This is a genomic window from Fibrella forsythiae (assembly GCF_017353175.1).
Lineage (GTDB): Bacteria > Bacteroidota > Bacteroidia > Cytophagales > Spirosomataceae > Fibrella > Fibrella forsythiae.
The window spans coordinates 236,912-262,233 of sequence record NZ_JAFMYW010000006.1 but is presented as its reverse complement, the minus strand read 5'-3'; the positions used below and the strand labels follow the sequence as shown (position 1 = coordinate 262,233).

Genomic DNA, 25,322 nt, shown 5'->3' with positions numbered 1-25,322 from the left:
ATATGAATAGCCGTGCGCTCAGAATAAGTTGGTTACTAGGGATGCTTTGCATTGCGTGGACTGCTCACGCGCAGGTCTGGCAGTGGTCTACACCCGTTGAGCCTGTGGTATCGCCCGAGACCAAAGACCATCCGCAGGCCTTTTTGTGGATTCCTGACAACTGCCGGTACGTGCGGGGCGTGGTAGTTGGGCAGCACAACATGCTGGAAGAGGGCATCTTTGAACATCCCGACTTTCGCAACACCATGCGCGATCTGGGCTTTGCCATCGTCTGGGTAACGCCCATGATCAACCAGACGTTCGACTGGCATGCGACCGCTGCCAGCAAAGGGGCGGGTATCGAGTTTACGGCCATGATGAACCACCTGGCCGATGTTTCGGGCTATTCGGAACTGGCCTTTGCACCCGTTGTACCCCTTGGGCATTCCGCGCTGGCGAGCTATCCGTGGAATTTTGCGGCCTGGAACCCCGGTCGTACGCTGGCCATTGTCTCAGTGCACGGCGACGCCCCACAAACACCCCTTACCGGCAGCGGTCGCCCGAATCCCGATTGGCGACAGCGCACGATCGATGGTGTGCCGGGCCTGATGGTGATGGGTGAGTACGAATGGTGGGAAGACCGGCTGACTCCGGCCTTTGCTTACGTCGACAAACATCCGAAGACACCGTTCAGCCTGCTGGCCGATGCCGGTCGCGGCCACTTCGATTTCTCCGATGCCATGGTTCGTTATCTGGCCCTGTACATCCGAAAAGCAGCCCAGTATCGGCTTCCCAGCCAACCAGGACAGACCGATACGGTGGTATTAGCACCCATTGATCCAGAAAAAGGATGGCTGATGGACCGATGGCGCAAAGACAGTGTGCCGACGGCAGGCCCGGCTCCGTACCGATACTACCAGGGCAACAGGCAGGTAGCCACCTGGTGCTTTGACAAAGAGATGGCTGAAGCCGCCGAAGCTATTTATCGTCGGGCAAGGGGGAAAAAGCCGCAGTACCTGGGTTTCCGGCAGAACGGTCAGTTTCTTAAACCGACGAAAGGCCACGCCAACTACCAACTGACGTTTTTACCCGACGCCGATGGGATCACGTTTCACCTGAGCAGCAGCTTCACCGATACCTCCCGCGTTCGGCCAACGACCAGTCACGCCCGCACCCCCATTCGCATTGATCGAATCTGCGGGCCCGTTCGTAAGCTCAACGATACAACCTTTCAGCTTAGCTTTTACCGAATGGGGTTCAACAACCCTAAACGTTCGAACGACATCTGGCTACTGGCGGCCAACGACGGCGACGCCGACTACAAGAGCATCGTACAACAGGCTGAGTTGCGCTTTCCGATAGAAAAGAAAGAAGGTAAACTACAGACCCTCACGTTTCCCAACGTACCTGACCAGCGGGCCGGAGCCAGGTCGGTTGAACTCCGGGCGGTGTCGAGCGCTGGTTTGCCGGTGCATTACTACGTTAAAGCGGGACCAGCCCTTGTGAAGGGAAACCGGCTCGTGTTTACGCCCATTCCTCCCCGAAGCCGCAGGCCTGTAGCCGTTACGGTAGTGGCCTGGCAATACGGCACCAGCGTTGGCGACAGGATACAGTCGGCCGCGCCCGTCGAACAAACGTTTTTTATTCAGTCACGCTGAAGAATAAATAGATGACCAATCGATTAACGTCCTACTTATCGATCGCATTGCTGGCGGCCGGGGTGTTCAATTCATTCAGCCACAGTGCTGCGCAGACGTTACCACCAGGCAACGTTACGACGGTCTGTAATCCGATGAATCTGGATTATCGCTTTACGCTCGAAGGCCCATCTCGCCGGGAGGCCGCTGACCCAACGGCCATCACCTTTAAAAACGAGTACTACCTGTTTGCGTCCCGGTCGGGCGGCTACTGGCACTCTACGGATCTGAACCACTGGGACTTGATCAAGACCGACGATCTGCCGCTGGAAGATTACGCGCCAACGGCGGTAGCCGTCGGGGATACAATTTATTTCATGGCATCCACGACGAAGCCGGGCGGAAAAATCTACAAAAGTGCCGATCCCAAAAGCGGCAAGTGGACGGTAGCCAATCCAGACTTCCCATTCGCCCTGACCGACCCGGACCTGTTTCTGGACGATGATGGCCGGCTGTACCTGTACTACGGCTGTTCCAATGTGCAACCGATCTACGTGGTCGAACTGGATCGAAAAACGCTCATGCCAGTGGGTAAATCGACGGGCTTGTTTGCCGGGAATCCGAAAACGTACGGCTGGGAACGCTTCGGCGACTACAACGAACGCCCCGAAAAGCCCTGGCTGGAAGGTGCCTGGATGACCAAATACAAGGGTACGTATTACCTGCAATACGCCAGTCCTGGAACAGAGTTCAAGAGTTATTCAGATGGCCTGTATACATCAGACAAACCGATGGGGCCGTTCAGACTTGCGGCCAATAACCCCTTCTCAGCCCGGCCCGAAGGCTTCATTGCGGGCGCTGGTCACAGCAGCACGTTTCAGGATCGGTACGGCAATTTCTGGCGGATCTCGACTATGTCCATCTCGGTAAAACACCGTTGGGAACGACGACTGGGACTTTTCCCCGCTTTTTTCGGCCCGGCTGGCAGCTCGTATACCAATACCCAGTTCGGTGATTTCCCGTTTATCATTCCGCGCAAAAAAATCACCTCGGCCACCGAACTCTTCCCGGGTTGGATGCTGCTGTCGTACGGAAAACCCGTGCAGGTGTCGTCGGCGCTGCCCAATCATCCCGCCCGGCAGGGAGTCGACGAAGATATTCGGACGTACTGGAGTGCGGCCACCGGCGGACCGAATGAATGGATGCAGATCGACTTGCAGCAGCCGTGTCAGATCAACGCCGTACAACTCAATTTCGCTGAGGAAGGGGCTACCTTGCTGGGGCGGACCGCCGACATTGCTTACCGATACAAGCTTGCCTACTCGGATGATAACCGTACCTGGAAAGTGCTGGCTGATAAATCGACCAATCAGCGGGACGCACCCCACGACTACCTGACGTTTGCCAGGCCGGTTCGGGCCCGCTACCTGCGCGTGATGAATCTGCACACCCCGAGCGGTCAGTTTGCTCTTTCCGATTTCCGGGTATTCGGTAAGAGTTCGGAGAAACTACCCGCGCCGGTAAGCGAACTGTCGGTAGTACGCGACAAAACGGATCCCTGCCTTGTCACGCTGACCTGGCCTGCAAGTGCGGGCAGTACCGGCTATAACGTTCGATATGGTAGGGCCCCACATCAATTGCACCATACTTACCAGGTTGTCGGGAAGAACACGCTGGTAATTCGTAGCCTCAACAAGGATGAAAGCTATTATTTCACCATTGACAGCTTTAACGGGCGGGGCGTCACGCCTGGACCCAAACCCCAATTAGTTCCTTGACAGTCAGGTATATAGATCACTCTCTTATTCATTCCCGTTATGTTTTCTCTGCGTCGTCTCGGCCGCTTATTCCTGTATACGTTCATTGGCCTGACCACGTGTCTGTCGTCAGGGTGGGTACGTCTCACGGCGGCTGAAACCAATTTAGCACCCCGGTATGTGGCCGCAACTACCGGACGTAAAAAGCCCAAACCAGCCCACGCCGTTCCGTCGGAGAAGGATATGGCCGTCTACCTGCTGGTGTATTTCAAGGACAACACTCACAGCCTGCACATGGCGCTGAGCAAAGACGGCTATTCGTTTACCGATGTCAACGGGGGCAAACCGGTGCTGGCGGGCGATACGCTGGGCGAGCAGAAAGGTATCCGCGATCCGCACATTATGCGGGGAAACGACGGGTACTTCTACATGGCCATGACCGACCTCCACATCTACGCTAAAGAAGCCGGGTTTCGGTCGACGCAGTGGGAGCGGGATGGCAAGGAATACGGCTGGGGTAACAACCGGGGTATCGTGCTACTGAAATCGAAAGACCTCACCAACTGGTCTCATACGCTGCTGCGCGTGGATAAAGCTTTTCCTGAATGGGATAAAATTGGCTGCGCCTGGGCTCCCGAACTGATTTACGACCAGACCAACGGGAAAATGATGATGTATTTTACCCTCCGTTTCGGTAACGGCCTGAGTCAATTGTATTACGCGTACCTCAACCCGGAGTTTACGGCGCTGGCCACGGAGCCGAAGCTCTTGTTTCAGTACCCGAAATATAACAAATCATATATCGACGGCGACATTACGAAAGTGGGCGACAACTACCATCTGTTCTACGTTTCCCACGATGGCAAAGCGGGTATTAAACAGGCTGTCTCCAATAAACTGACCACCGGGTACGTCTACGACGAGACGTTTTACGACCCGGAGCCGAAAGCCTGCGAAGCACCCAACGTCTGGAAACGCATCGGTGAGAAAAAATGGGTGTTGATGTATGATTGTTATGGCATCAGCCCGCACAATTTCGGCTTTAGTGAAACTACGGATTTTGTTCACTTCAGGGACCTTGGTCATTTTAACGAAGGCGTAATGAAAACCACCAATTTTGCCTCTCCCAAACATGGAACGGTTATTCACCTGACCCGGAAAGAAGCCCAGGGGCTGGCTGACCGGTACAAACTATCCATGAATTTTTAGGCACTGCCCGCGTTGACGATACCCGTCAGGCTGCCGCATTACCCCTCCCTTAGTTAACCGTTCTGTTGCATATGCGTATTTTAGTTTTTGCTTTCCTGTCGATCAGTACCGTCTGCGCAACCCTTGCCGGACAGGCCCAGCCCGTCAACGCCAAACCGCACCCCTATCTGTTCTACACCCCCCAACGAACCGAACGGCTGAAAGAGCGCATAAAAACCGATACACTGCTGGCCAATCGTTGGAACGCCATCAGGAAACGGTGCGATACATGGCTGTCGGAACCAAAGGGTGGCAACATGGAACAACTGGCACTGGTCTATACCATGACCGGCGATGGCCGCTACGCCGACCGGGCCAAAACGCTGCTTAACGACCTGACGGGGCGGGCCTTCTGGGATGGGATGGACGACCGGACGCCTCGCTGGAACGCCGGTCTGGGTACCAGCCACAACAACTGGACAGCTTCGGTAACGTTCGATGCCATCTACAACGCCCTGAGCAAAGACGAGCGCCGGACCATCGCCGACCAGATTGTCAAGCTGGGCATCGAACCGTCGATGGGTGACTGGCTATCGAAAGACAAGCGTATTCAGTCGCTCGACAACATGGGCCACAACTGGTGGGCGGCTATCGTGTTCGAAGCGGGTATTGCCTCGCTGGCGGTGATGAATGAGCAGCCCCATTCCCGCCAGTGGGCGGCCGACATCATGCAGGCCAGCCGCCAGTGGTTTGCCTTTTCGGGTAGTGTGCTGGAAAACAAACCGGCCAACTTCGACCCGACAGGCGGTTTTTACGAGAGCGTCAGCTACGCCAATTATGGGGTGAGTGAATACCTGCAGTTTCGGCTGGCCTATACCAATGCGCTGGGTACGTTGACAATGTCCTACGATAACCTGCTGAAAAAGACCGTCGACTGGTTTATGCATACGGCCTACCCGCGCGGTGACCATAAGCCCCTGCTGTCGCTGAATTTTGGCGATAGCAACGATTTTGCCAATGGCGAACGCCCGGCCAAGCTAATGATGGCCCTGGGGTTGGGTAACGATGATTACTACTGGTACATTCAGCAAACGGGTAAGACGCCTTTTCGGGAGGACCTGAACGTTGGAACGCCGATGGGCATGTTGTACCAACCCGAAAACAAACCAGTACCAGCGACACCGTCATTGACTCCTTCGGCTATGTATAGCTCGATGGGCTGGGGTACGCTTCGATCTTCCTGGAAACCCGATGCGACGCTGCTGGGCATAAAAAGTGGCTACACCTGGAATCACGCCCACGCCGATGCAGGGTCATTTGTGCTGTACCACAAGGGCGAGAACCTGCTTATTGATGGGGGCGACGTGGGCTATGGCAACCCGGAATATAGCAGCTACTTTGTTAAGAGCCAGGCGCATAATGTGGTGATGTTCAACGGCGAAGCTCAGGATGCCCGCGATCAGTATAACGCCGTGAAGAATCCCGGTCACCTCTACAACCTGCTCGACGGAGGAAATCTGAAGTATATGCTGGCCGATGCCACGGGTCCCACGTCGCGCCACTTCCTGCGGAACTACCGTAACGTGCTCTGGATCGGCAACGTGATTCTGATCATCGACGATCTGAAAACATACGAGAGCGGTCAGTTCGATTTCCTGTTGCACTATGCCGGCAACGCCGTCAAGCGCGGACCCGATCTGGAGATAACCAAAGACAAAGCGGCTATTCTGTTCCGGCCGCTATACCCCGAAACGCTGCCGCTGGGTTACCCGCACGACTTCCCTGAAAAGCTTAGATACCGCATCGAGTACGGCTTGCAGGACCGCACCACGAACGTCAGGATTCCGTATTACGTGCTGTCGCCCCCCGAGAAGACCGACCGGACCAAGCTGGTCAACGCTATCCTGTTGCTGGACGAAACCAACCAATCGATTCAGACCGCAACGGGTTCGTCGGGGGCGAGCGGGGCCGCCGGCCGGAGTAATCTGCCGATCATCGAGAAATTTGAGGGGACCAACTATCTGGGTCTGCGCATCACGCAAAACAGGCAGGTGACTGAGGTATATATCAACCTGCTGGCCGACGGTCGGCTGATGCACCGAAATGCCAACCTGACCATTGGCGAGAAGGATCAGGGTTGGGAGACGGATGCGTACCTATCGGCCATCACCTTTCCCGAGGGTGCCGACCGGCAGGACCCCGCAAAGCTGACAGCCTTTTTTGTCGGCAACGGCAGTTACCTGCGTAAAGGGGAAAAGCCACTGCTCAGTTCGCTATCGAAAGTGTTCCTGCACGCGGCCAGAATAGGAAACCAACTGGACGTACAACTCCAGGGACAGCCGCTGATCGAGGCCACGCTTGGATTCGAAAAAATAAACAAACTCAACGTAAACGGTAAAGCCATGTCCCCCGCCTACGAGGCAGGCAAGATGCTGGTCATTACCGTAGAAGAAACAAACTAATATGCCTACTATCCGATTTGCTATGACCTGCCGGTTCCTATTGCTTTGCATGTGTGTCAGCTGTCTGTTGCCTCGACAGCTCACGCTGGCCCAAACGCCCGAAATCCGTTTGCAATCGCCGAATGGCAAGCTCGAGGTGGTATTCGCGCAGCAGGAGATTAGTCCTGGTCGCAAACAGATGACCTACCGCGTCAACTTCGAAGGCAAGCCCGTTATTCTGCCATCGGGGCTGGGGGTGCAGATCGACAATCATGTGTTCGAGCACGCCATGGACCACAAAGTGACCACGCCCCCCGGCACGCTGGGCGCCAACTGGTGCGATAATCTGGTGATCAGGAATACAGTCAAAACGGCAAAAGACACGACCTGGAAACCGGTTTACGGCGAACGCAGCCTGATTCGGGATCACTACAACCAGCTGGAGATTCAGCTTCAGAAGCCCGACGCGCCGGATTACTCGTTGCACGTTATTTTCCGGGCCTATGATTCGGGCATCGCGTTTCGGTATTTCTTCCCCGAGCAGCCCAACGGCCTGTATTACCGCGTCATGGCCGAAAATAGTGAGTTTACCTTACCCGCCGATACTAAAGCCTGGTACACACCCTGGGCGCAGGGGGCCTATCAGGCGCTGCCGTTGGCTGGCCGTGCGACGGACCGCTGGCCCGAAGACGCGGAACGGCCGCTGACGCTGTCGTTGCCCAACGGCCTGTATGCCTCGCTGGCCGAAGCGCAGCTGACCGACTACGCCATGACCAAGTTCAAACTCGCCCCCGACAAACCCAACACGGTCGTTACCTCGCTCTACGAAAGCGTGGATCTGATGTCGGACGTGGGTACACCCTGGCGGGTGGTGATGGTGGCTAACCGGCTGGGTACGTTGCTCGAAAACAACGATATCATGCTCAACCTGAACCCGCCCGCTACGATCACCAATACCGACTGGATCAGGCCGGGTAAGATGATGCGGGAGGTGACGCTGACCACGCAGGGTGCCCTGTCGTGCATCGACTTTGCGGCTGCCCACAACCTGCAATACATTCTCTTCGACTGGAAATGGTATGGGCCGGCGTTTACCTTTAATTCGGATGCCCGGCAGGTGGTAGCGCCCATCGATATGCCGCAGGTAATTGCTTACGGTAAGTCGAAAAACGTGGGCGTGATTCTGTACGTGAACCTACAGGCCCTGTACAAGCAGATGGACGACATTTTTCCGCTGTACAAAAAGTGGGGGGTAAAAGGTGTCAAGTTCGGCTTTGTGGAAGTGGGCTCGCACCGCTGGATGACGTGGCTCACCGAAGCCAAACGAAAAGCGCTGGAAAATGGGCTGATGGTGAACATTCACGACGAATACCGGCCAACGGGCACCAGCCGGACGTACCCTAATGTGATGACGCAGGAAGGCATTCGGGGCAACGAGGAATTTCCCGATGCGACCCACAACACCGTGTTGCCTTTCACCCGTTACCTGGCCGGGGCGGGTGACTACACGATCTGCTACTACGACAAACGGCTCAAAAACACCCATGCCCACCAACTGGCGATGAACGTCATTTCATACAGTCCGCTGCAATCCGTGTTCTGGTACGACAAACCGGCGCAGTACGAGGGCGAACCCGAAATCGAGTTCTTCGATAAGGTGCCCACCGTCTGGGATGACACGAAAGTGATTCACGACGCCATCGGCGAGTACGTCACCATTGCCCGTCGGAGCGGAGACGACTGGTTTGTGGGCACGATCACCAACAACGACGGCCGCACACTATCATTACCACTCGATTTTCTGCCGAAGGGAAAAAGCTACGTGGCGCATCTTTACACCGATGATCCGACAGTGACGACCAAAACGCAGGTACGTGTGTCGACTAAACCCGTGAAAGGCGGGCAGGCGATAGACATGAAGCTGTTACCGCGTGGTGGGCAGGCACTTTGGTTAACCCCGGTGAAGTAACTAAACCCTGGAACGGTATGTCGATTGGTCGCTTTTTATTGATTGGAGGGATCGGCTTCTTCGGAATGGCGCGTCATGGGCTGGCTCAATCGACGCCGGGCCTGCCTGATCCGCTACGAAGAGACAACGGTGCGGTAATCTCGACCGTTGCCGAGTGGAACCAGGTACGTCGGACGGAGCTGATTGAGTTGTTTACCAGTCAGGTATACGGCCGGTCGCCGGAGAAGCCAGCGGCGATGGCGTTCCAGGTATTTGATACGGACACAAAGGCGCTGGGCGGGAAGGCGACGCGCAAACAGGTCGCTATCTATATCACCGGCAAGACAGACGGCCCCCGAATCGATGTGTTGCTCTACCTGCCAAATCGGGGGCGAAAGCCTGTTCCTGCCATTGTGGGACTAAACTTCTGGGGGAATCACAGCATCAGTGTCGACCCTGGTATTCGCATCGCCACCAGTTACCTGGAAAAGAGCCGAAACAACCCGTATGTTAACCTGGAGTGTGTCGTTGACAACCGGGCCACGGAAGCCTGTCGGGGCATCAACGCCCGCCAATGGCCGCTGGACAGTATCCTTGATCATGGCTATGCGCTGGTGACGGCGTACCGCGAAGACATCGCGTCTGATGTTCCGGCGACCCGCTTTTCTACGGGGGTGCATACGGCCTATCCCGACTGGCAAAACCGGCCCGATAACTTTGGAACGATTGCCGCCTGGGCGTGGGGGCTAAGCCGGATCATGGATTACCTGCAAACCGACCGGGCCATCGACGGGAAACGGATAGCCCTGTTCGGCTGGTCGCGGCTGGGCAAAGCGGCGCTGTGGGCGGGGGCTACCGACACCCGTTTTGCTGCCGTGCTCAGCAACGAGTCGGGCGCGGGAGGGGCAACGCTGTTTCGGCGGGGGCAGGGCGAATCCATCCGTCGGCTCTGTACCGTTTTTCCCCATTGGTATAGCACCAATTTCCGGCAGTATATGGACAAGGAAACCCAACTGCCGTTCGATCAGCACGAAGTCATTGCCCTGCTGGCCCCCCGACCCGTGTATATCGCCAGTGCCGAGCAGGATAAAGGGGCCGACCCGATCGGTGAATTTGAATCGGCCAAAGCGGCCAGTGCTGTGTACCGGCTGTTTGGTCGGGAAGGGTTACCAACAACGACGGTACCGCCCCTCAACACAAGCGTGCAGGGTACTATCGGCTACCACATGCGGACCGGTGAACACGACGTAACCAGCCTGGACTGGCGGTATTTCTTTCAATTCCTAGATAAGCATTTTACAATGAAATAAGCCGTGTCTTTGCTTTGAATTGTAAGTTAATCAATTGAGGGTGCTTCTATTAACTGTCTGTTTATTAGTATGATATATACTATTCATGAAAATTGTACGGGGCAGAAGGGTACGCCTTCACCTCCTGATACTATTTGCTATTAACCGACCATCTCCGCGTATCATGCCCTCATCCAGATTCACGTTTGTACTTGTTCTGCTTGTATGCCTTTGTAGTTTCACCCTCACTTGGGACCGGATACCTATCGATCCGGTCCTTAGGTACTGTGTGCAGCAGGCGTCGAAAACGGCTGCGTCGCTTCCCACTACCCAGCCGAATCTGCCCCGCACCATTCTGAACGGTAAGACAACCTGGACGTATGTTGGGTATAAGGACTGGACCAGTGGATTCTGGCCGGGTACGTTATGGTACCTCTATGAGTACACGAAAGATCCCAGATGGAAAACCAAAGCCGATTCCTTTTCACGGGAACTGACCCCACTTGCATACCAGAAGGCCATCGACCATGATCTGGGCTTTCAGATGTATTGCAGCTTCGGTAACGGCCTGCGACTGACGGGTGATTCTGCGTATAAAAAAATCCTGCTGGCTACGGCCGATACCCTGGCCACGCTCTTCAGTCCGAAGGTAGGCACCATCCTGTCGTGGCCGCGCCCGGTTCCCAACATGGAATGGCCACAGCACAACACCATCATGGATAACATGATTAACCTGGAACTGCTGTTCTGGGCGGCAAAAAACGGGGGTGGTAAACGCCTGTACGACATGGCTGTATCGCACGCGACGACCACCATGAAAAACCATTTCCGGCCCGACTATACCTCTTATCATGTGGTTGTATACGACCGCGACACCGGGAAGAAAATCAAAGGCGTTACTCACCAGGGCTACGCCGACAAGTCGATGTGGGCGCGTGGGCAAAGCTGGGCGATCTATGGCTACACGATGACCTACCGGGAAACGAAAGATCCTAGATTTCTGGATTTCGCCCAGAAGGTGTCTGACGTTTATCTGCAACGCCTTCCCAAAGACCTGATTCCGTATTGGGACTTTAGCGACCCAACCATTCCAAATGCGCCTAAAGATGCGTCGGCGGCGGCGGTCACGGCGTCAGCTCTTCTGGAACTCTCAACCCTGGTGAAAGACAAATCGAAGGCTGCTCTATACCGGACCAAAGCCGAGCAGATGCTGGAAACGCTATCATCGGCGAACTATCAGAGCCGTCAGGTCAATGATGCCTTTTTGGTGCACAGCACCGGCCACAAGCCAAATAACAGCGAAGTAGATGCGTCGATCAACTACGCTGATTATTATTACATCGAAGCGCTGATCCGACTTAAAAGGCTGCAGCTGGGTAAACCGGTTTTGGCAAATTTGTAAACCTGAACAAGACTCGTCGTTTTTTAGACAACACAAAAAGTGAGATAAGACAGCCCATCTGACGCCCCATTCTCCATTGAACTCAGCATATGATCAAGACCCTACTTACTGCTTTCGCCACGCTTTTTTGGGTTATTTCTTCCGGAAGGGCCCAGTCAACGATACAGATCACCAATCCGGCTAATGTTCCTCTGAGTCAGGAGGTTGTTGCTATTCCCTGGGCTAAGGTAGTGAAAGCTTTTCCGGTAATCGACACCACAAATTTTCAGGTGATGCTCACGGGAAGCCAACAGCCGCTCGCTTATCAGTTGGAGCACCAGGGCCAGAAAGACGTGCAGAATTTGCTGGTTCAGGTCTCGATTGGCCCGAATCAGTCGATAGGGCTGATCGTACGAAAGAGGAAACCGGTTCTGGTGACCCCCAAAACGTATGGTCGCTACGTACCTGAACGCTTCGATGATTTCGCCTGGGAAAATGACCGGGTTGCTTTTCGGATTTACGGTGCAGCCCTTAACGGGCGTTCAGACAATGCGTTCGGCACCGACATCTGGGCCAAGCGGACCAATCAGCTAATTCTGAATAAGTGGTACAAACAAAATGATTACCACACCGACCATGGCGAAGGGCTGGATTATTACCACGTCGGCCTGACGCTCGGGGCGGGTGACATCGCCGTGTTCCTCCACGATTCGCTTCAGTTTATTCATAACTACCGGAGTTGGGAGGTCCTGGACAACGGCCCCCTGCGTACCACTTTCCGCGTCAGATTCGACCCCTACACGTTTGATGGCGTTAGGGTACAGGAAGTGCGAACGGTATCGCTGGATGCTGGGTCGCAATTGAATAAAGTGACAGTACACATTGAACAAAATTCCGGGAAAACCTTGCCTATGGTGGTTGGTATCAGTCAACGCAACGAACCAAGTCCGGTATTGCTGGATGAAAAATCAGGCGTGTTGGGATATTGGGAGCCGAAGCATGGCAATGATGGTACATTAGGAATAGGCTGTGTGTTTCCAGATACACCCGTTCAGATGCTGACCAAATACAGCCATCTGCTGGCCCGACTCAACGCCGCCCCGGTCGGCGATCTGGTTTATTACACGGGCGGTGCCTGGGATAAAGCAGGCCAGATCACATCAGCGGAAGACTGGTTTACTTACCTGCGACAGTTCAGTCTGAAACAAAAACAGCCGCCTGTCATTCGGGCTATGAACTAGTTGCCTGCCAGCGTTGGCTACCACCGGTGACACATATTACTGCTCTGTTTGGTTACCAATGAAAGACCTCCTTCTTCATCGGTGAATGCGCTGCCAGTAGTTAGCAGCGCATTCGCCGTAGGTCGTAGCTCCTGTTGCCGTTCGATTACAGACATATTGCAGGAAGCCAATCATTAGGCACATCGCGTAGGTTGCCCGCTGTACCAATGCTGTTTCACTTCAACGTACCGGTGTGTCGCCAGCCAACGACCCACAATACGACGATTCTGATTGGTTTATGCTTTGCCGATGAGGGTCAACAAAGGTCCGCCTGTTACTTCTTGAGTGCAATTACTTTCCCGAAAGCCGGTTTGGGCTGATTTTTCCGATCAAACAGCAGCGGGTAATTGGTACGACCCCGAACGGGCCAGCCATTCAGCCAGCTATCGCCGTCGTTGACGCCCCAGAACGTGACGCGGGTGACTTTGTCTTTATGCTTCAGGAAGAGCTTGAACAGGGCTTCATAATCGGCGGCTAGTTGTTGCTGTACGCTGTCGGGCAGGGCGTCGGGGTAGGGGTTCGACTGCGCGTTGGCGGCCATGCGCTGACCCACGTCGGCCCCCTGGAAGTTGCGCGGCAGCACCTCGATGTCGAGTTCGGTAAACATCACCTTCAGGCCCATTGCCGAATATTGTAGAATGCTCTCTTCGATGTCTTTCAGCGGCACTCGGCCAACGTGCCAGTGACCCTGAATACCCACGCCGTCGATACGCACCCCGGCCTCTTTTACCTTTTTCAGGAGCGCCAGGCAGCCCGCCCGCTTGGCCGGTTGTTCGTTGTTGTAGTCGTTGTAATACAGCTCTGTTTTGGGTGCCGCCTGTTGCGCCAGCCGGAAGGCTTCCGTCACGAAATCGTCGCCCAGGTATTGCAGGAACACCGATTTGCGCATGGTGCCATCTTCATTGAGTGCTTCGTTAACCACGTCCCACGAATAGACCTTGCCCTCGTACCGCCCGGCTACGGTTTTGATATGGTCCGTGAAGAACGTGCGGATGGAATCGGCACTTTTGATCCCCCGTATGAACGGCGGCAACTGCGAGTGCCAGACCAGCGTATGCCCGTTGATCTTGATGTTGTGCTTTTTGCCAAATGCCACCAGCTTGTCGGCCATCTCGAAATTATAGGTGTCCCACTTGGGGTGGATCAGCGCCGACTTCATGATGTTCTCCGGCGTGGCCATGTTGAACTGGCGCACAATAAAGGCCGTCGTTTCCGGGTCGCGTTCGTCGATCTGAGCATTGTTCAGCGCGGTGCCAATGCCGAAGTCCTTTTTAAACGTGTCTTTCAGTGAGGGTATTTTTTGGGCGTAGCCCGTTCCATGCAGTATGGATAGGCTCAGGAAGGCCGCTGCCTTAAGGGTGATTACGTGATTTTTCGAAAGCATAAAAGGGTTTTGTTTCAGGTTGATTCGATTCGGTAACTGGATGAGACGCAAGGGATTGCACGGTCCGCCGCCGCGGTCTCTACTTAAACAGCACCTGGGCAAACTGGGACAGGTCGTGCCGCCAGACAGGCCACGTATGGCCGCCCGCGTATTCGCTGTAGCTGTACTTGACACCCAGCTCATCGAATTTTTTCATCATAACCTGGCAGTTCTGATAAGCGATGTCTTCCTTGCCGCCCATCGAAATCCACAGGTGTTTAAGGTTGCTGTTGATGGTGGACGCGTTGTCTTTCATGAAGGCATATTGCGGGTCAGTCAGCTTGGGGTTATTGGCAAACCAGCCTGAACTGAACACACCCAGGTTCGAAAACATATTCGTGTTTTTGATGCCTGCGTACAGCGTCTGCAAGCCGCCCATCGACAGGCCCGCGAGTGCCCGGTTTTTGGCGTCGGTCTCGACCCGGAAGTTGCTTTCCATGAAGGGAACCGCGCCTAGCTTCAGTTCGTTTTCAAACGCCTTCAGCACGTTTTCGTTGAAACCGGCCAGGCCACCGGCGCTCACGTTGCCGTCGAGCATAGCGATGATCATCGGTTTGGCTTTGTTTTCGGCGATCAGGTTATCCAGAATCAGGTCTGTTTTACCCTGCGTAGCCCAGCCGCGCTGATCTTCGCCCCCGCCATGCAGTAGGTACAATACCGGATACTTGTCGGTCGATTTGTCGTAGCCCGGTGGCGTGTAGACGTACATTTCGCGCCAGGTATTGGTGGCTTTCGAGAGGTAGCGTTTGATGCGGATGTCGCCGTGGGGTACGTCTTTCATGTCGTAGTAACCACTTTCACGATCGGGGATTTCGATACCGCTGGCCATCCGGCCCATGCCGTAAAAGGTTTCGCTGGCCGGGTCGGCCGTGGCTACGCCGTCGATCAGGAGCGAGTAGTAATGAAAACCCCGGCTGATGGAGTCGGTGGTGGCGGTCCAGAAGCCACTCGTGTCTTTCACCATGTCGTATTTCTTGCCCAGATCGATCTGCACCTTCTGGGCGTCGGGCGCTTTCACGCGGAACACCACCCGGTTATCAGGCAGTATCTGCGGGTATTTGGCGTTGCGGGCGTTGGTGGCCGCCGGGGTGCCCAGCACAGTGTACTTGGTCAGTGAGGCCACATCGACGGGCTTGAACAGAAATTGCGAGAACATGTACAGGCCGTTTTTCCAGACCTTGAAATCGTGCCCGCCCGGCTCCACGTAGAAGATATGCGGCACGCTATTCTGGTACAGGTAGTCGTGGGTACGTTTGCTGAACGTGATGAGCCCGTCGGCGTCGCCACACGAAAGCCAAAGCAGCTTCAGTTTCTGTTTGGCATCGGCGGGGTTCGGTACCAGTTCTTCGGGCCGTTTGGTGTTGGGTGCCGAGGAGAATCCACCTACCCAGGCAAACTTGTCCAGATTTCCAAGCCCGAAATTCAGCGACTGACCACCCCCCATCGAGAGGCCCGCAATGGCGCGGTGTTCGCGGTCGGTCAGGGTAGGGTACTTCTTCTCGATGAACGGAATCAGGTCGTTCAGCAGGTCTTTTTCGAAGGTAGCGAAGGCTTCGACCTTGTCTTTGTCGAACACGTTACCCACCGCCCGGTCGTCTTTCATGGCGCGGCCGTTGGGCATCACCACGATCATCGGCTGGAGCTTGTTTTCGGCGTACAGATTGTCCAGAATCACCTGCGGATTACCACCCTTCAGCCATTCTTTTTCATCACCCCCGATGCCGTGCAACAAATACAACACGGGGTATTTCGTCTTTTTGGTATAGCCCGGCGGGGTGTACACCAGTGCCTTGCGGGACGTACCTACGGTTTTCGACGGGTAGCTGATAGAGTCCAGTTTGCCCGTAGCGATGCCCGAACGTACCTGGTCGAAGCCTTTTGGCCCTTCTTTCTCTATTTTCTGGGCGTAACTACCCAAACTTAACAAGTTCAGGGCAGTCACTAAGTATAAGAATCGTTTCATGATTACTCTATTTTGATATTACAAGCGGCTTTTTTGTCATCCCGAAGCACGAGGGGTCTTCGGACGAGGCTAAATATTCCAGCTACCGAAGATCCCTCGTGCCTCGGGATGACAAAAGTTTGGTGCAGACAAATGCCTACTTAAATAGCAATGGAGCCATCTCGTGCAGGCTCCGGCGCCAGGTCAGGAACTCGTGCGCTGTCTTATCCGACACATACGAAACGGCATTATACCCGGCTCCCTTTAGGTCAGTCACCGCTTTCGTTACGCCATCGGGCCGCTCTTTGCTGCCGCAGCTGATGAACACGAGCTTCGGTTTGGCCTTGTCCTTCAGGTCGTCGGGGGCATAAACGCCACCGCTGAGCAGACCGTAGTACCCAAAGACATCCGGCTTATTGAGGGTGATCATTTTGGTTTCCATGCCGCCCATCGAGAGGCCCGCCATTGCCCGGTTGTCCCGGTTGGTTAGTGTGCGGAAATTGGCATCCACGTAGGGGATCAGTTCGTCAACGAGTACCGCTTGAAAGGGGTCGATCTTGAACTCCCGGATCTTGCCGAATTTCACTTCGTTGGTCATGCCATAGGTCATCACAATCAGGAACGGCTTGATTTTACCCTCGGCGATCAGGTTATCCATGATCAGGTTAGCGTGTCCCTGGTTGCTCCAGGCCGTTTCGTCTTCGCCCCAGCCGTGTTGCAGATACAGCACCGGATACTTTTTCGATTTCTCTTTCTCGTAGCCCGGTGGCGTGTACACAAACGCCCGACGTGGGGTACCCGTGCTTTTCGAAGGGAAAAGAATCTGCTGCACATTGCCGTGAGGTACGTCTTTCAGGGCGTAGAAATCCTGATCGTGGGCCGGAATCTCGATGCCGCTTTCCCAGCGAACGGAGCCGTAATAATTCTTGGCACCGGGGTCGTTGAACTTGCCGCCGTCGATGGTCACGTTATAGTAGTGAAAGCCTTCATCCATTGGTCCTTCCGTGGTAGCGGTCCAGTAGCCGTCGTCTCCTTTTTTGAGCTTGGTGCCTCCCCGACCACCCAGGCCCAGGCTCACCTTGACGCTGTCGGCTTTGGGGGCAAAGATGCGGAACCGGGCGTAGCCCTGCGAATTCACCTGCGGGTACTCCTGTCCCGGCTGGTTTAGTGAAGAGGGTTTGAAATCCTCCTGAATTGTCTGCGAAAAGCAGCTGATACTGATGAGCGTGGCTGCAAAAAAAGCAGCAATTAATCTGACATTCATATGGTTATTGGTTTTGGTTTTATACTGTTCAAGGGTATCGATATTTGAGTTTTGTCATTCCGAGGCACAAGGAATCTTCGGGCGAGGCTGATAATACCTCCGGCTACCGAAGATCCCTCTTGTCGTCGGGATGACAAAAAGCAGCAATGACAAAACCACCTCACCGAAACAGCTGCGGTAGTGTGTTGGCGAGATACAGTTTGCAATTCATCCAGGTATGGCCGCCGGGCACAATGAAGGGCTTAACATTGATCTTCTTCTCGGTAAACATCGCGATGTTCTGCTTCACCGGCTCGTACAGAAAATCGTCGGTGCCGACGCTGATGGTGAATAGTTTCAACTGGCTGTTGAGCTTGTTCGAATCGGGCGACCAATTGGAAAAATTTGCTTTGAACTCGTCGGTAGCGGTGTAGGGCGCGTATGAGCACACATAAGCAAAGGTGGAGGGGTTGGTCAGGCCGATGTTAAGCGTCTGGCCACCACCGACCGAGAACCCAGCTACGGCCCGGCCTTTGCTCTCCTTAATGACCGGGTAATTAGCCTCCACAAAGGGTACGATGTCGTTCACCATGTCTTTCGTGAAATCAGCCATCGGCGCGGGGCGCACGTTGCCGTAGGGCATCACGATAACCATCGGTTTGGCTTTGCCCTGCGCAATCAGGTTATCGGCGATGAGGTTGGCGCGGCCCACTTTGGTCCAGGTTTCTTCGGTATCGGAACCGCCGTGAATCAGATATAGCACCGGGTATTTGGTCTTGCCATTCGGGTTGAAGCCCGGTGGCGTGTACACCAGCAGTTGACGGGCGGTGCCCAACGTACCTGACTTGTAATAGCGGTAGCTGATTTTGCCGTGGGGTACGTTCTGGAGCGAATGCACCAGCGGCTGGTCGCCGGGTACGTCGACGATGCTGCGTTTGAAGCGCTCGTTAGCGAAGATGTAGGTGTTGCTCGGGTCGGCGATTGACACGCTGTCGACCATAAAGCTGTACGGATAAATATCGGGCGTCACCGGCGGCACGGTCACGCTCCAGATACCTGAGGTGTCTTTCGTCATAGCGACCGGGGCTTTCAGAAACTCGCCGGAAACCGTCACTTTTTTGGCATTTCGGGAGAAAAACCGGAACGTGATGCTATGGTCTTTATGCACATCGGGCGAGCTGATGGCCGGTGGGCGTTGCTGCGCCAGTACCGTAGCCCCCGAAACGACAACAGCCAGAAGAATAGATAAAATGCGATTCATGGTCGGTTGGGTTTAGGGTTGGAACAGCAGGGGCGTGGTGGCGGCAACGTACGTTTTCACGTTCATCCAGGTATGCCCACCGTCGGTGATCAGGCTCTTGTAGTTCACCTTTTTCGCCTTCAGGTAGTCCATAAACTCCACCGTGCCTTTGTACAGAAAATCATCGCTGCCCACGCTCACCCACAGCAGTTTCAGTTGCTTGTTCGTCTGGTCGGGCTTGGCCACAATCTGGCTGAAATTGCCGTCCATTTCCTGGGGCGACAGGTACGAACTGTAGGCGCACACGTACGCAAACTTGTCCATGTTGTTGAAAGCCGCCCGCAATGTTTGCCCGCCCCCGCGCGAAAAGCCACCGATCGCCCGACTCTCCCGGTTAGGAATGGCCCGGTAGCTTTTCTCGACGTATGGAATGACGTTGCTCACCAGATCTGTCGTGAAATCGTTGGCGCGTTTGACGGCATCGGCCCCGTCGCGAACGGTTGGGTCGGCGGGTTTGGAACCGCCTTTTTGTTCGGCAACGCGGGCCGCGATGTTGCCGTAGGGCATCACCACGATCATCGGTTTCACCTTGCCCTCGGCCAGCAGGTTATCCAGAATCAGATTCGTTTTACCGACTTTGAAAAAGGTCTCTTCGGTATCGGTCGTGCCGCTGATCAGGTAGTAGACCGGGTACTTCTTCGACGTGTTCTGGTCGTAACCGGGTGGCGTGTATACCACCAGCGAGCCGGTTGTTCCTTCCATAGACGGGTAGTATTCGTAGTTGATGGAACCGTGGGGTACGTCGCGCATGGCGTGAATCAGGGGCGTGTCGCCGGGTACGTCGACCAGGCTGGCTTTGAAGCGCTCATTCGGGAAGAACGCCACGTTGGCCGGGTCCATGACGGATACGCCATCCACGCGAAAGTTGTACGGATAAATGTCGGGTTTGACGGGACCGACGGTTACGCTCCAGATGCCCTGGGCGTCTTTAGTCATGGCGACGGGTCCTTTTTCAAATTGTGCGCTCAGTTCCACCGCTTTGGCCTGTGGCGCCTGGTAACGGAACGTAACAGTCTTGTCGGCGTTCACCTGGGGCGACACCACCAGCGGACCACGGGGTGGCTGGGCATGAATGATGCCAACCGCGCAAAGCAGGGCGACAAGCAGCGTTAGCCGGACCCTTTTTTGGTTGTACTGTTTCATTGGTTCAGGGGCTTAGTTGGGTTACTGAAATAGTTTCTGGGCAATCGTGCTCAGGTAAAGCTTGCAGTTCATCCAGGTATGGCCGCCCTCCGAGATCAGCGTTTCGTGCTTGATCTTTTTCTCGTCGAGCACCTTCAGGTAGTCATTGATAATCGGGTACAGGCCGTCCTCTTTGCCGACGCCGATCCAGAACAGTTTCAGCCGCTGATTGGTCTGCGTGGGATTGGCAAACGCGGTGGCGTTATTGCGGTCGAACTCTTCTTTCAGCATACCGGGTGCAAAGCCGCATACCCAGCTAAACAGGTCGGGGTTGTTCAGACCCAGGTAGAGCGTTTCGCCACCACCACCCGAAAACCCGGCAATGGCCCGGCTGTCTTTGTCTTTCTTTACCCGGTAGTTCTTCTCGACAAACGGAAACAGGTTGCCCATAAAATCCTTCTTGAACGCCTGTAGATTGTCCCAATTGCGGAGGCTGCCCGACGATTTGCTGATCGTCGGATATGCCCGTCCGTAGGGCATCACGATGACCATCGGTTTGGCTTTTCCCTGCGCAATCAGGTTATCCAGAATGATGTTGGCGCGCCCCACTTTCGTCCAGGTCTCTTCTACGTCCGTTGTGCCGTGCAGCAGGTATAGCACCGGGTACGTTGTTTTCGTGTCGGTTTCGTAGCCGGGCGGGGTATACACGACCACGGGCCGCTGCCCCAGTTCGGGCGAGGTGTAATAGCGATACGATACCGTACCGTGGGGTACGTTCCGGAGCGAATGCACCAACGGCGTCGAGCCGTTTATTTCCACCACGCTATTCTGAAATCCTTCGTTCGGAAAGATGGCTGAGTTTTTAGGGTCGGCCACCGAAATGCCATCGACCACGAACGAATACGGGTACATATCCGGCTTCACAGGAGCAGTCGTTACGCTCCAGACGCCCTGCGCATCTTTGGTCATGGCGACGGGAGCCTTCTCAAACTGGGCGTTCAGCTTTACGTCTTTTGCCCCCGGCGCCAGCAGTCGAAACGTAACCGTGTTGTCAGCATTCACCTGTGGCGACACCACTACTGGCCCTCCAGGCGGCTGGGCCAGCGCCCCGGCATACAGGCCGAATACTGCCCAGAAAAGCCAGAATCGACGAACTACTTGTTGGTTCATAGATAGTTAAGGTTTAGGATTTGTTTTGTCATTGTGTTTTTGTCATCCCGACGGAGGAGGGATCTTGAGTTTTCCTCGCTTCAGGGTTAAGAACCGTTAAGATCCCTCGTTCCTCGGGATGACAAAAAAGTACACTCACTGCGTAATCACATCTACTTCGGCATAGGCCGAGGCCGACCCCTCCTGCGTGTTTTTCAGCGCACGTAGTTTGACGTAACGGGCTTTGGTCGGCGCAAACGATTTGGTTTGCCAGACCGGACTGTTTTTGATGTTGGAAAACTCGCCTTCGCTGACCTTTTTCCAGGTCGCATTATCCGTCGAAACGGCAAACTGGTACTGGGTAATGATGCTGGCTTCTTCCCACCAGTTCTGGGCAGGCAGGTAGCGGAAACCTGCCAGATTTTCTTCTTTGCCCAGATCGATAATCAGATCGGCAGGCATTGCTTGGCTTTTGGGTTGGTGCCACGACGTACCCGCATTACCGTCCAGTGCCTGATTCGCCGATGTGGCGTCGGTGCTGATCACTTTCCAGGCTGCGCGGTTGATGTCGAATTTTTCCTCGCTGGGTACGCTGCTCTGTTTCGTGAACCGGTTATAGGCAATGGCTTTGACGTCCACTTTGCCAGCACCAGTTTTCACGGGGGCCGTGTATTGACTGGATGCTGCCGTTGGCGTGCTGCCATCGAGGGTGTAGTACACGTCCGACTCGCTATCGCCGGGTTTGATGTGCAATTCGCCAGCCTGATTGCGGGTAATGACGGGTGGCGTCAGAATCAGCGGGGCTTTGTAAACGGCCAGATTCGAGATCAGCGGGGAGCCTTTGGCATCCAGAATCGTCAGGCGCAGTTGCGTGGCCGTTACGGTTGGAAACCGCAGAATCCGCTTGTAGCCAATGGTCGTTTGTTTGTCCAGTTGTTTCCACTGTCCATCTACCAGAGCCTCGACCGTAAACGCCTTGACCCGCTGCCCCAACCGGATGGGTTCCTGCACCAGAAAGCGATTGAACGCCGTGGGTTTGCCAAACTGGAGCGTCAACGATGCGTTTCGGGTGGCCTCATCCGTTGCCCAATAACTGTCTGGGTCACTGTCAATGGCTTTTTCAGCACCGTAAGCCGCGCTTTTACCCCGTACCTGCGAAGCCGTCGCTTTCGCCGTTTTCGCCAGATTCACGGCAAAGGCTTCTTTGGTCGCTTTGGCGAAGGCCTGTACCGCTTTTTCGTCTAACTCATGAATCAGCCCGTTGGGCATGATCGGGAAATTGAGCAGCAACGTCCCGTTTCGGCCGATGGAATTGTAATACGTATCCATCAGTTGCGGCAACGTTTTCACCTTTCGGTCTTCGCGCTCGTGGTAAAACCATTCGGGTCGGATCGACGTGTTCACTTCGCCCGGCACCCAGGCATTGCCGTTCTCGACACCGTGGCGCAATTGGTCTTCAGGTACGTCGCCGGTCGCATTCAGCAGGCTCCAGTTGGTTTCGCCAACGTACCCAGCCTCGGTGCCCACCCAGCGCAGGTCGGCCCGGTCGCCCCCGTCGTTCCAGATCACGATGTTGGGCTGGAGTTTACGGACCAGTTTGTAGGTATTGGGCCAGTCGTAATACGTCTTGGCGTCGATTTTACGCGTTTCGTTGGCCCCACCGTAGTAGCCCGAGCCGCCATTGGCCCCGTCGTACCAGACTTCAAAAATATCGCCGTAGTTGGTCAGCAACTCGGTCAACTGGTTGCGGAAGTAGGTGATGTACTCGGACTTTCCGTAGTCGGCATGGTTGCGGTCCCAAGGCGAGAGGTACACGCCGAATTTCAGGCCGTATTCTTTACAGGCATCGGCCAGTTCGCGTACTACATCACCTTTTCCGTTATGCCAGGGCGCATTTTTGACAGAGTACTCGGTGTATTTCGACGGCCACAGGCAGAAACCACTGTGGTGCTTGGCCGTGAAAATGATGCCTTTCATGCCGGCCTCTTTACAGATCCGCGCCCACTGCCGACAATCCAGTTTGGTCGGGTTGAACAGCTTCGGGTCTTCGTTGCCCAGCCCCCAGGCCATGTCGGTGTAGGTGTTGATCGAAAAATGGATGAAGGCATAGTACTCCATTTTTTGCCAACGCAACTGATTCTCGCTGGGCAGGGGGCCAACGGGTTTTGGCGGGGTTGGCTGGGCGAATCCGGTAAGACCCGTCAACAAACAAAGCACTAGCAGAATGAATAAAGACTTAAGCATACTAGTTAATTTTTGAGCCAGCTATTCACTTTCATCCAGGCGAATAAAGGCTCCATCCAGCCGGGATGCCGGAAAATGAACCCGTGGTCGCCTTTGGGGTAGATGTGCATCTCGACGGGCACTTTCTGACGTCGAAGGGTTTCAAAATAGACGATGCTGTTGTCCACGTCAACCAGCTTGTCGTCGGCCGCGTGGGTCAGGTACGTTGGGGGCGTGTTGGCACGTACCTGAAGCTCGTTGGAGAACAACTCGACATCCTGCCGCGACGCGGTTTTGCCCAGCAGACTATCGTGCGAGCCGCCATGCGTCAGGCTGTCGCGCATGCTGATGACCGGATAAATCAGGATCTGAAAATCGGGACGCAGGTTGGTGTTACTGGCATTGTCGACGTACGCTTTCTCGAAATGGGTAGCGGCCGTTGAGGCCAGATGCCCACCCGCCGAAAAGCCCATAATGCCTATTTTACTGGCGTCGATGCCCCACTTGGCGGCATTCTCGCGAACCAATTTGATGGCCTGTTGGGCATCCTGTAGTGGGCCGATCTTCTTGTCCGTCATGATTGCATCACTGGGTAAGCGGTATTTCAACACAAAAGCAGCAACGCCTTTTTCCGCCAGTGCTTTCGCCGTGTTTACGCCCTCGCCGTTGTACACGACCACGCCGTAGCCGCCACCGGGAATGATGATCACGGCCGTCCCGGATGCCTTGTCGGGGGCTGGTTTGAAATACGCCAGCGTGGGTTTGGTGACGCCCTTGATCACACCCGTTTCGGCACCAGACTCCTGCACATCTGAGGCTTTTGAGTTAGGAACTGCCCCCGAATACAAGGGGATTATCTCCTGGGCGCTTGCGGTCAAGGGGGCAGTCAATAGCCAACCAGCTAATAGGATTATAGCCGTTGATCTTCTGTCTGTATAGCCTAAATTGAATCGTTTCATATTGTCGGGGTTCAACGCATTTAGAGTTAGTGTCATCCAAAGTTTTGTCATCCCGACACTGGAGGGATCTTCGGGAGTAAACATTTATTAGCATACACCGAAGATCCCTCCAGTGTCGGGATGACAAAGGCAGTAACAATCATCTCTTCTTTAATTCGTCGCGGTCGGTTTATAGCCCAGTAACGACAGCATTTGCGTGGCATAGCGTTTTCCTAACTCCCGGTATCCAGCCGCGTTGAAGTGCAAGTCGTCGGCGGAGTCGGTACAGCCCGCTGATGAGATTACATGGGCGTTTTTGATCGTTTGCGGGAGCGTGGCAATAATCCTGTTCATGCTCGCACACTTGCCATTCTGATCGGCGTTGACGGTTTCTCCCGCCAGCAGGGGCACTTTTTTGGGTTTCAGATCCAGGTCGTTCATCAGGTTATCGTACACGACCTTCACCTTTCTGGTCCATAGCGTATCGCCGGTATTCGATTCGCCCTGATGGAGCAGAATGCCTTTGATCACCCCGTCTTTCTGCGCCAGCTTCGCCATTTCGACCAGTCGACCGTAGGGATTTTCGTCATATTCTTTAATGAAGTTTTTCATCCAGCCCGGTATATTGGTCGTGTACGACTGGTAATTATCCTTGTCGAACAACTCGATCTTACAGCCGCCAATAGCCACGTTGATCACACCTACCCGTACCTTTTCGGGCAGGTTCGCGACTAGTTCACGGCCGAAATAATCGGCGGGGGTAAGGCCCGTCCGGCAGCGACACAAAGGCGGTTTGGCCGTGTACCAATTTCCTTTCGTTCGGTTGATTGCCGGACAATCGACGGCCTCCATCACCTGAAAGCGAGGGTTCACATTGACAGTATCCTGCGGTTCGATCTTGGCATTCCCCTCCATGTTCGATTGCCCGAAACAGAGGAAAATGTAGAAGTTTTTATCCTGAGCTACCGCACTCAGATTCAACAGGAATAGGCCAACTAACAGAAAGCCGCTAATCTTCTTTTTCATGGGGTCATTCGGTTTAGGAGACACGAGATTATGTGGACGTTATGGATAATGATGTA

At 54.8% G+C, this 25,322-nt stretch carries 18 protein-coding genes; 8 read left to right on the top strand and 10 right to left on the bottom strand.

All coding sequences use genetic code 11. From position 1 onward, the window contains the following. Positions 1–41 precede the first annotated feature (41 nt). The 8 genes from J2I46_RS19795 (at position 42) to J2I46_RS19760 (ending at position 12,861) form a co-directional block, all read left to right on the top strand. On the top strand, positions 42–1,637 hold the full coding sequence (locus J2I46_RS19795; protein WP_207330787.1) for an alpha/beta hydrolase family protein: 1,596 nt from the start codon (positions 42–44) through the stop codon (positions 1,635–1,637). A gap of 11 nt (positions 1,638–1,648) precedes the next feature. Beyond that, a complete protein-coding gene (locus tag J2I46_RS19790) occupies positions 1,649–3,394 on the top strand; it encodes a family 43 glycosylhydrolase (protein ID WP_207330786.1) in 1,746 nt (581 codons plus the stop codon). 39 nt (positions 3,395–3,433) lie between these two features. Continuing rightward, positions 3,434–4,582 carry a glycoside hydrolase family 43 protein gene (locus J2I46_RS19785; protein ID WP_207330785.1) on the top strand — a complete coding sequence of 383 codons (1,149 nt, stop codon included), beginning with the start codon at positions 3,434–3,436 and terminating at the stop codon, positions 4,580–4,582. Positions 4,583–4,653: 71 nt separating this feature from the next. Next, on the top strand, positions 4,654–7,023 hold the full coding sequence (locus J2I46_RS19780) for a heparinase II/III domain-containing protein (RefSeq protein WP_207330784.1): 2,370 nt from the start codon (positions 4,654–4,656) through the stop codon (positions 7,021–7,023). 1 nt (position 7,024) lies between these two features. Next, positions 7,025–8,971, top strand: a complete 1,947-nt coding sequence (locus J2I46_RS19775) for a glycoside hydrolase family 97 protein (protein ID WP_229379857.1) — start codon at positions 7,025–7,027, stop codon at positions 8,969–8,971. 17 nt (positions 8,972–8,988) lie between these two features. Then, the gene (locus J2I46_RS19770; RefSeq protein WP_207330783.1) at positions 8,989–10,260 is read left to right on the top strand and encodes a glucuronyl esterase domain-containing protein; all 1,272 of its coding nucleotides are present in this window, start codon (positions 8,989–8,991) and stop codon (positions 10,258–10,260) included. Between the two features lie 163 nt (positions 10,261–10,423). Then, positions 10,424–11,641: a glycoside hydrolase family 88 protein gene (locus J2I46_RS19765; protein WP_207330782.1), complete on the top strand. Its 1,218-nt coding sequence runs from the start codon at positions 10,424–10,426 to the stop codon at positions 11,639–11,641. 89 nt (positions 11,642–11,730) lie between these two features. Beyond that, positions 11,731–12,861 (top strand): BT3233 family polysaccharide utilization protein, encoded by a 1,131-nt coding sequence (locus tag J2I46_RS19760; RefSeq protein ID WP_207330781.1) that lies wholly within the window; start codon positions 11,731–11,733, stop codon positions 12,859–12,861. Between the two features lie 17 nt (positions 12,862–12,878). On the opposite strand, the gene J2I46_RS19755 is transcribed toward J2I46_RS19760, so the two are convergent. The 10 genes from J2I46_RS19755 to J2I46_RS19710 all read right to left on the bottom strand — a co-directional run bounded on the left by J2I46_RS19755 (position 12,879) and on the right by J2I46_RS19710 (position 25,266). Then, positions 12,879–13,016 (bottom strand): hypothetical protein, encoded by a 138-nt coding sequence (locus J2I46_RS19755; RefSeq protein ID WP_207330780.1) that lies wholly within the window; start codon positions 13,014–13,016, stop codon positions 12,879–12,881. Between the two features lie 158 nt (positions 13,017–13,174). Beyond that, positions 13,175–14,284, bottom strand: coding sequence for an endo-1,4-beta-xylanase (locus J2I46_RS19750; RefSeq protein WP_207330779.1), 1,110 nt, complete (start codon positions 14,282–14,284; stop codon positions 13,175–13,177). Positions 14,285–14,363: 79 nt separating this feature from the next. After that, entirely contained in the window at positions 14,364–16,286 is a 1,923-nt protein-coding gene (locus tag J2I46_RS19745; RefSeq protein WP_207330778.1) for an alpha/beta hydrolase-fold protein, read from the bottom strand. A 136-nt stretch (positions 16,287–16,422) separates the two neighbouring features. Further along, positions 16,423–17,529, bottom strand: a complete 1,107-nt coding sequence (locus J2I46_RS19740; protein ID WP_207330777.1) for an alpha/beta hydrolase-fold protein — start codon at positions 17,527–17,529, stop codon at positions 16,423–16,425. A 160-nt stretch (positions 17,530–17,689) separates the two neighbouring features. After that, on the bottom strand, positions 17,690–18,769 hold the full coding sequence (locus J2I46_RS19735) for an esterase (protein ID WP_207330776.1): 1,080 nt from the start codon (positions 18,767–18,769) through the stop codon (positions 17,690–17,692). A gap of 12 nt (positions 18,770–18,781) precedes the next feature. After that, positions 18,782–19,951: an esterase gene (locus J2I46_RS19730; protein WP_207330775.1), complete on the bottom strand. Its 1,170-nt coding sequence runs from the start codon at positions 19,949–19,951 to the stop codon at positions 18,782–18,784. A 21-nt stretch (positions 19,952–19,972) separates the two neighbouring features. Beyond that, the gene (locus J2I46_RS19725; protein WP_207330774.1) at positions 19,973–21,100 is read right to left on the bottom strand and encodes an esterase; all 1,128 of its coding nucleotides are present in this window, start codon (positions 21,098–21,100) and stop codon (positions 19,973–19,975) included. 135 nt (positions 21,101–21,235) lie between these two features. After that, positions 21,236–23,323 carry a discoidin domain-containing protein gene (locus J2I46_RS19720; RefSeq protein ID WP_207330773.1) on the bottom strand — a complete coding sequence of 696 codons (2,088 nt, stop codon included), beginning with the start codon at positions 23,321–23,323 and terminating at the stop codon, positions 21,236–21,238. Between the two features lie 5 nt (positions 23,324–23,328). Continuing rightward, on the bottom strand, positions 23,329–24,261 hold the full coding sequence (locus J2I46_RS19715) for an alpha/beta hydrolase (protein ID WP_207330772.1): 933 nt from the start codon (positions 24,259–24,261) through the stop codon (positions 23,329–23,331). 150 nt (positions 24,262–24,411) lie between these two features. Beyond that, positions 24,412–25,266, bottom strand: a complete 855-nt coding sequence (locus J2I46_RS19710; RefSeq protein ID WP_207330771.1) for a sialate O-acetylesterase — start codon at positions 25,264–25,266, stop codon at positions 24,412–24,414. Positions 25,267–25,322: the final 56 nt, after the last annotated feature.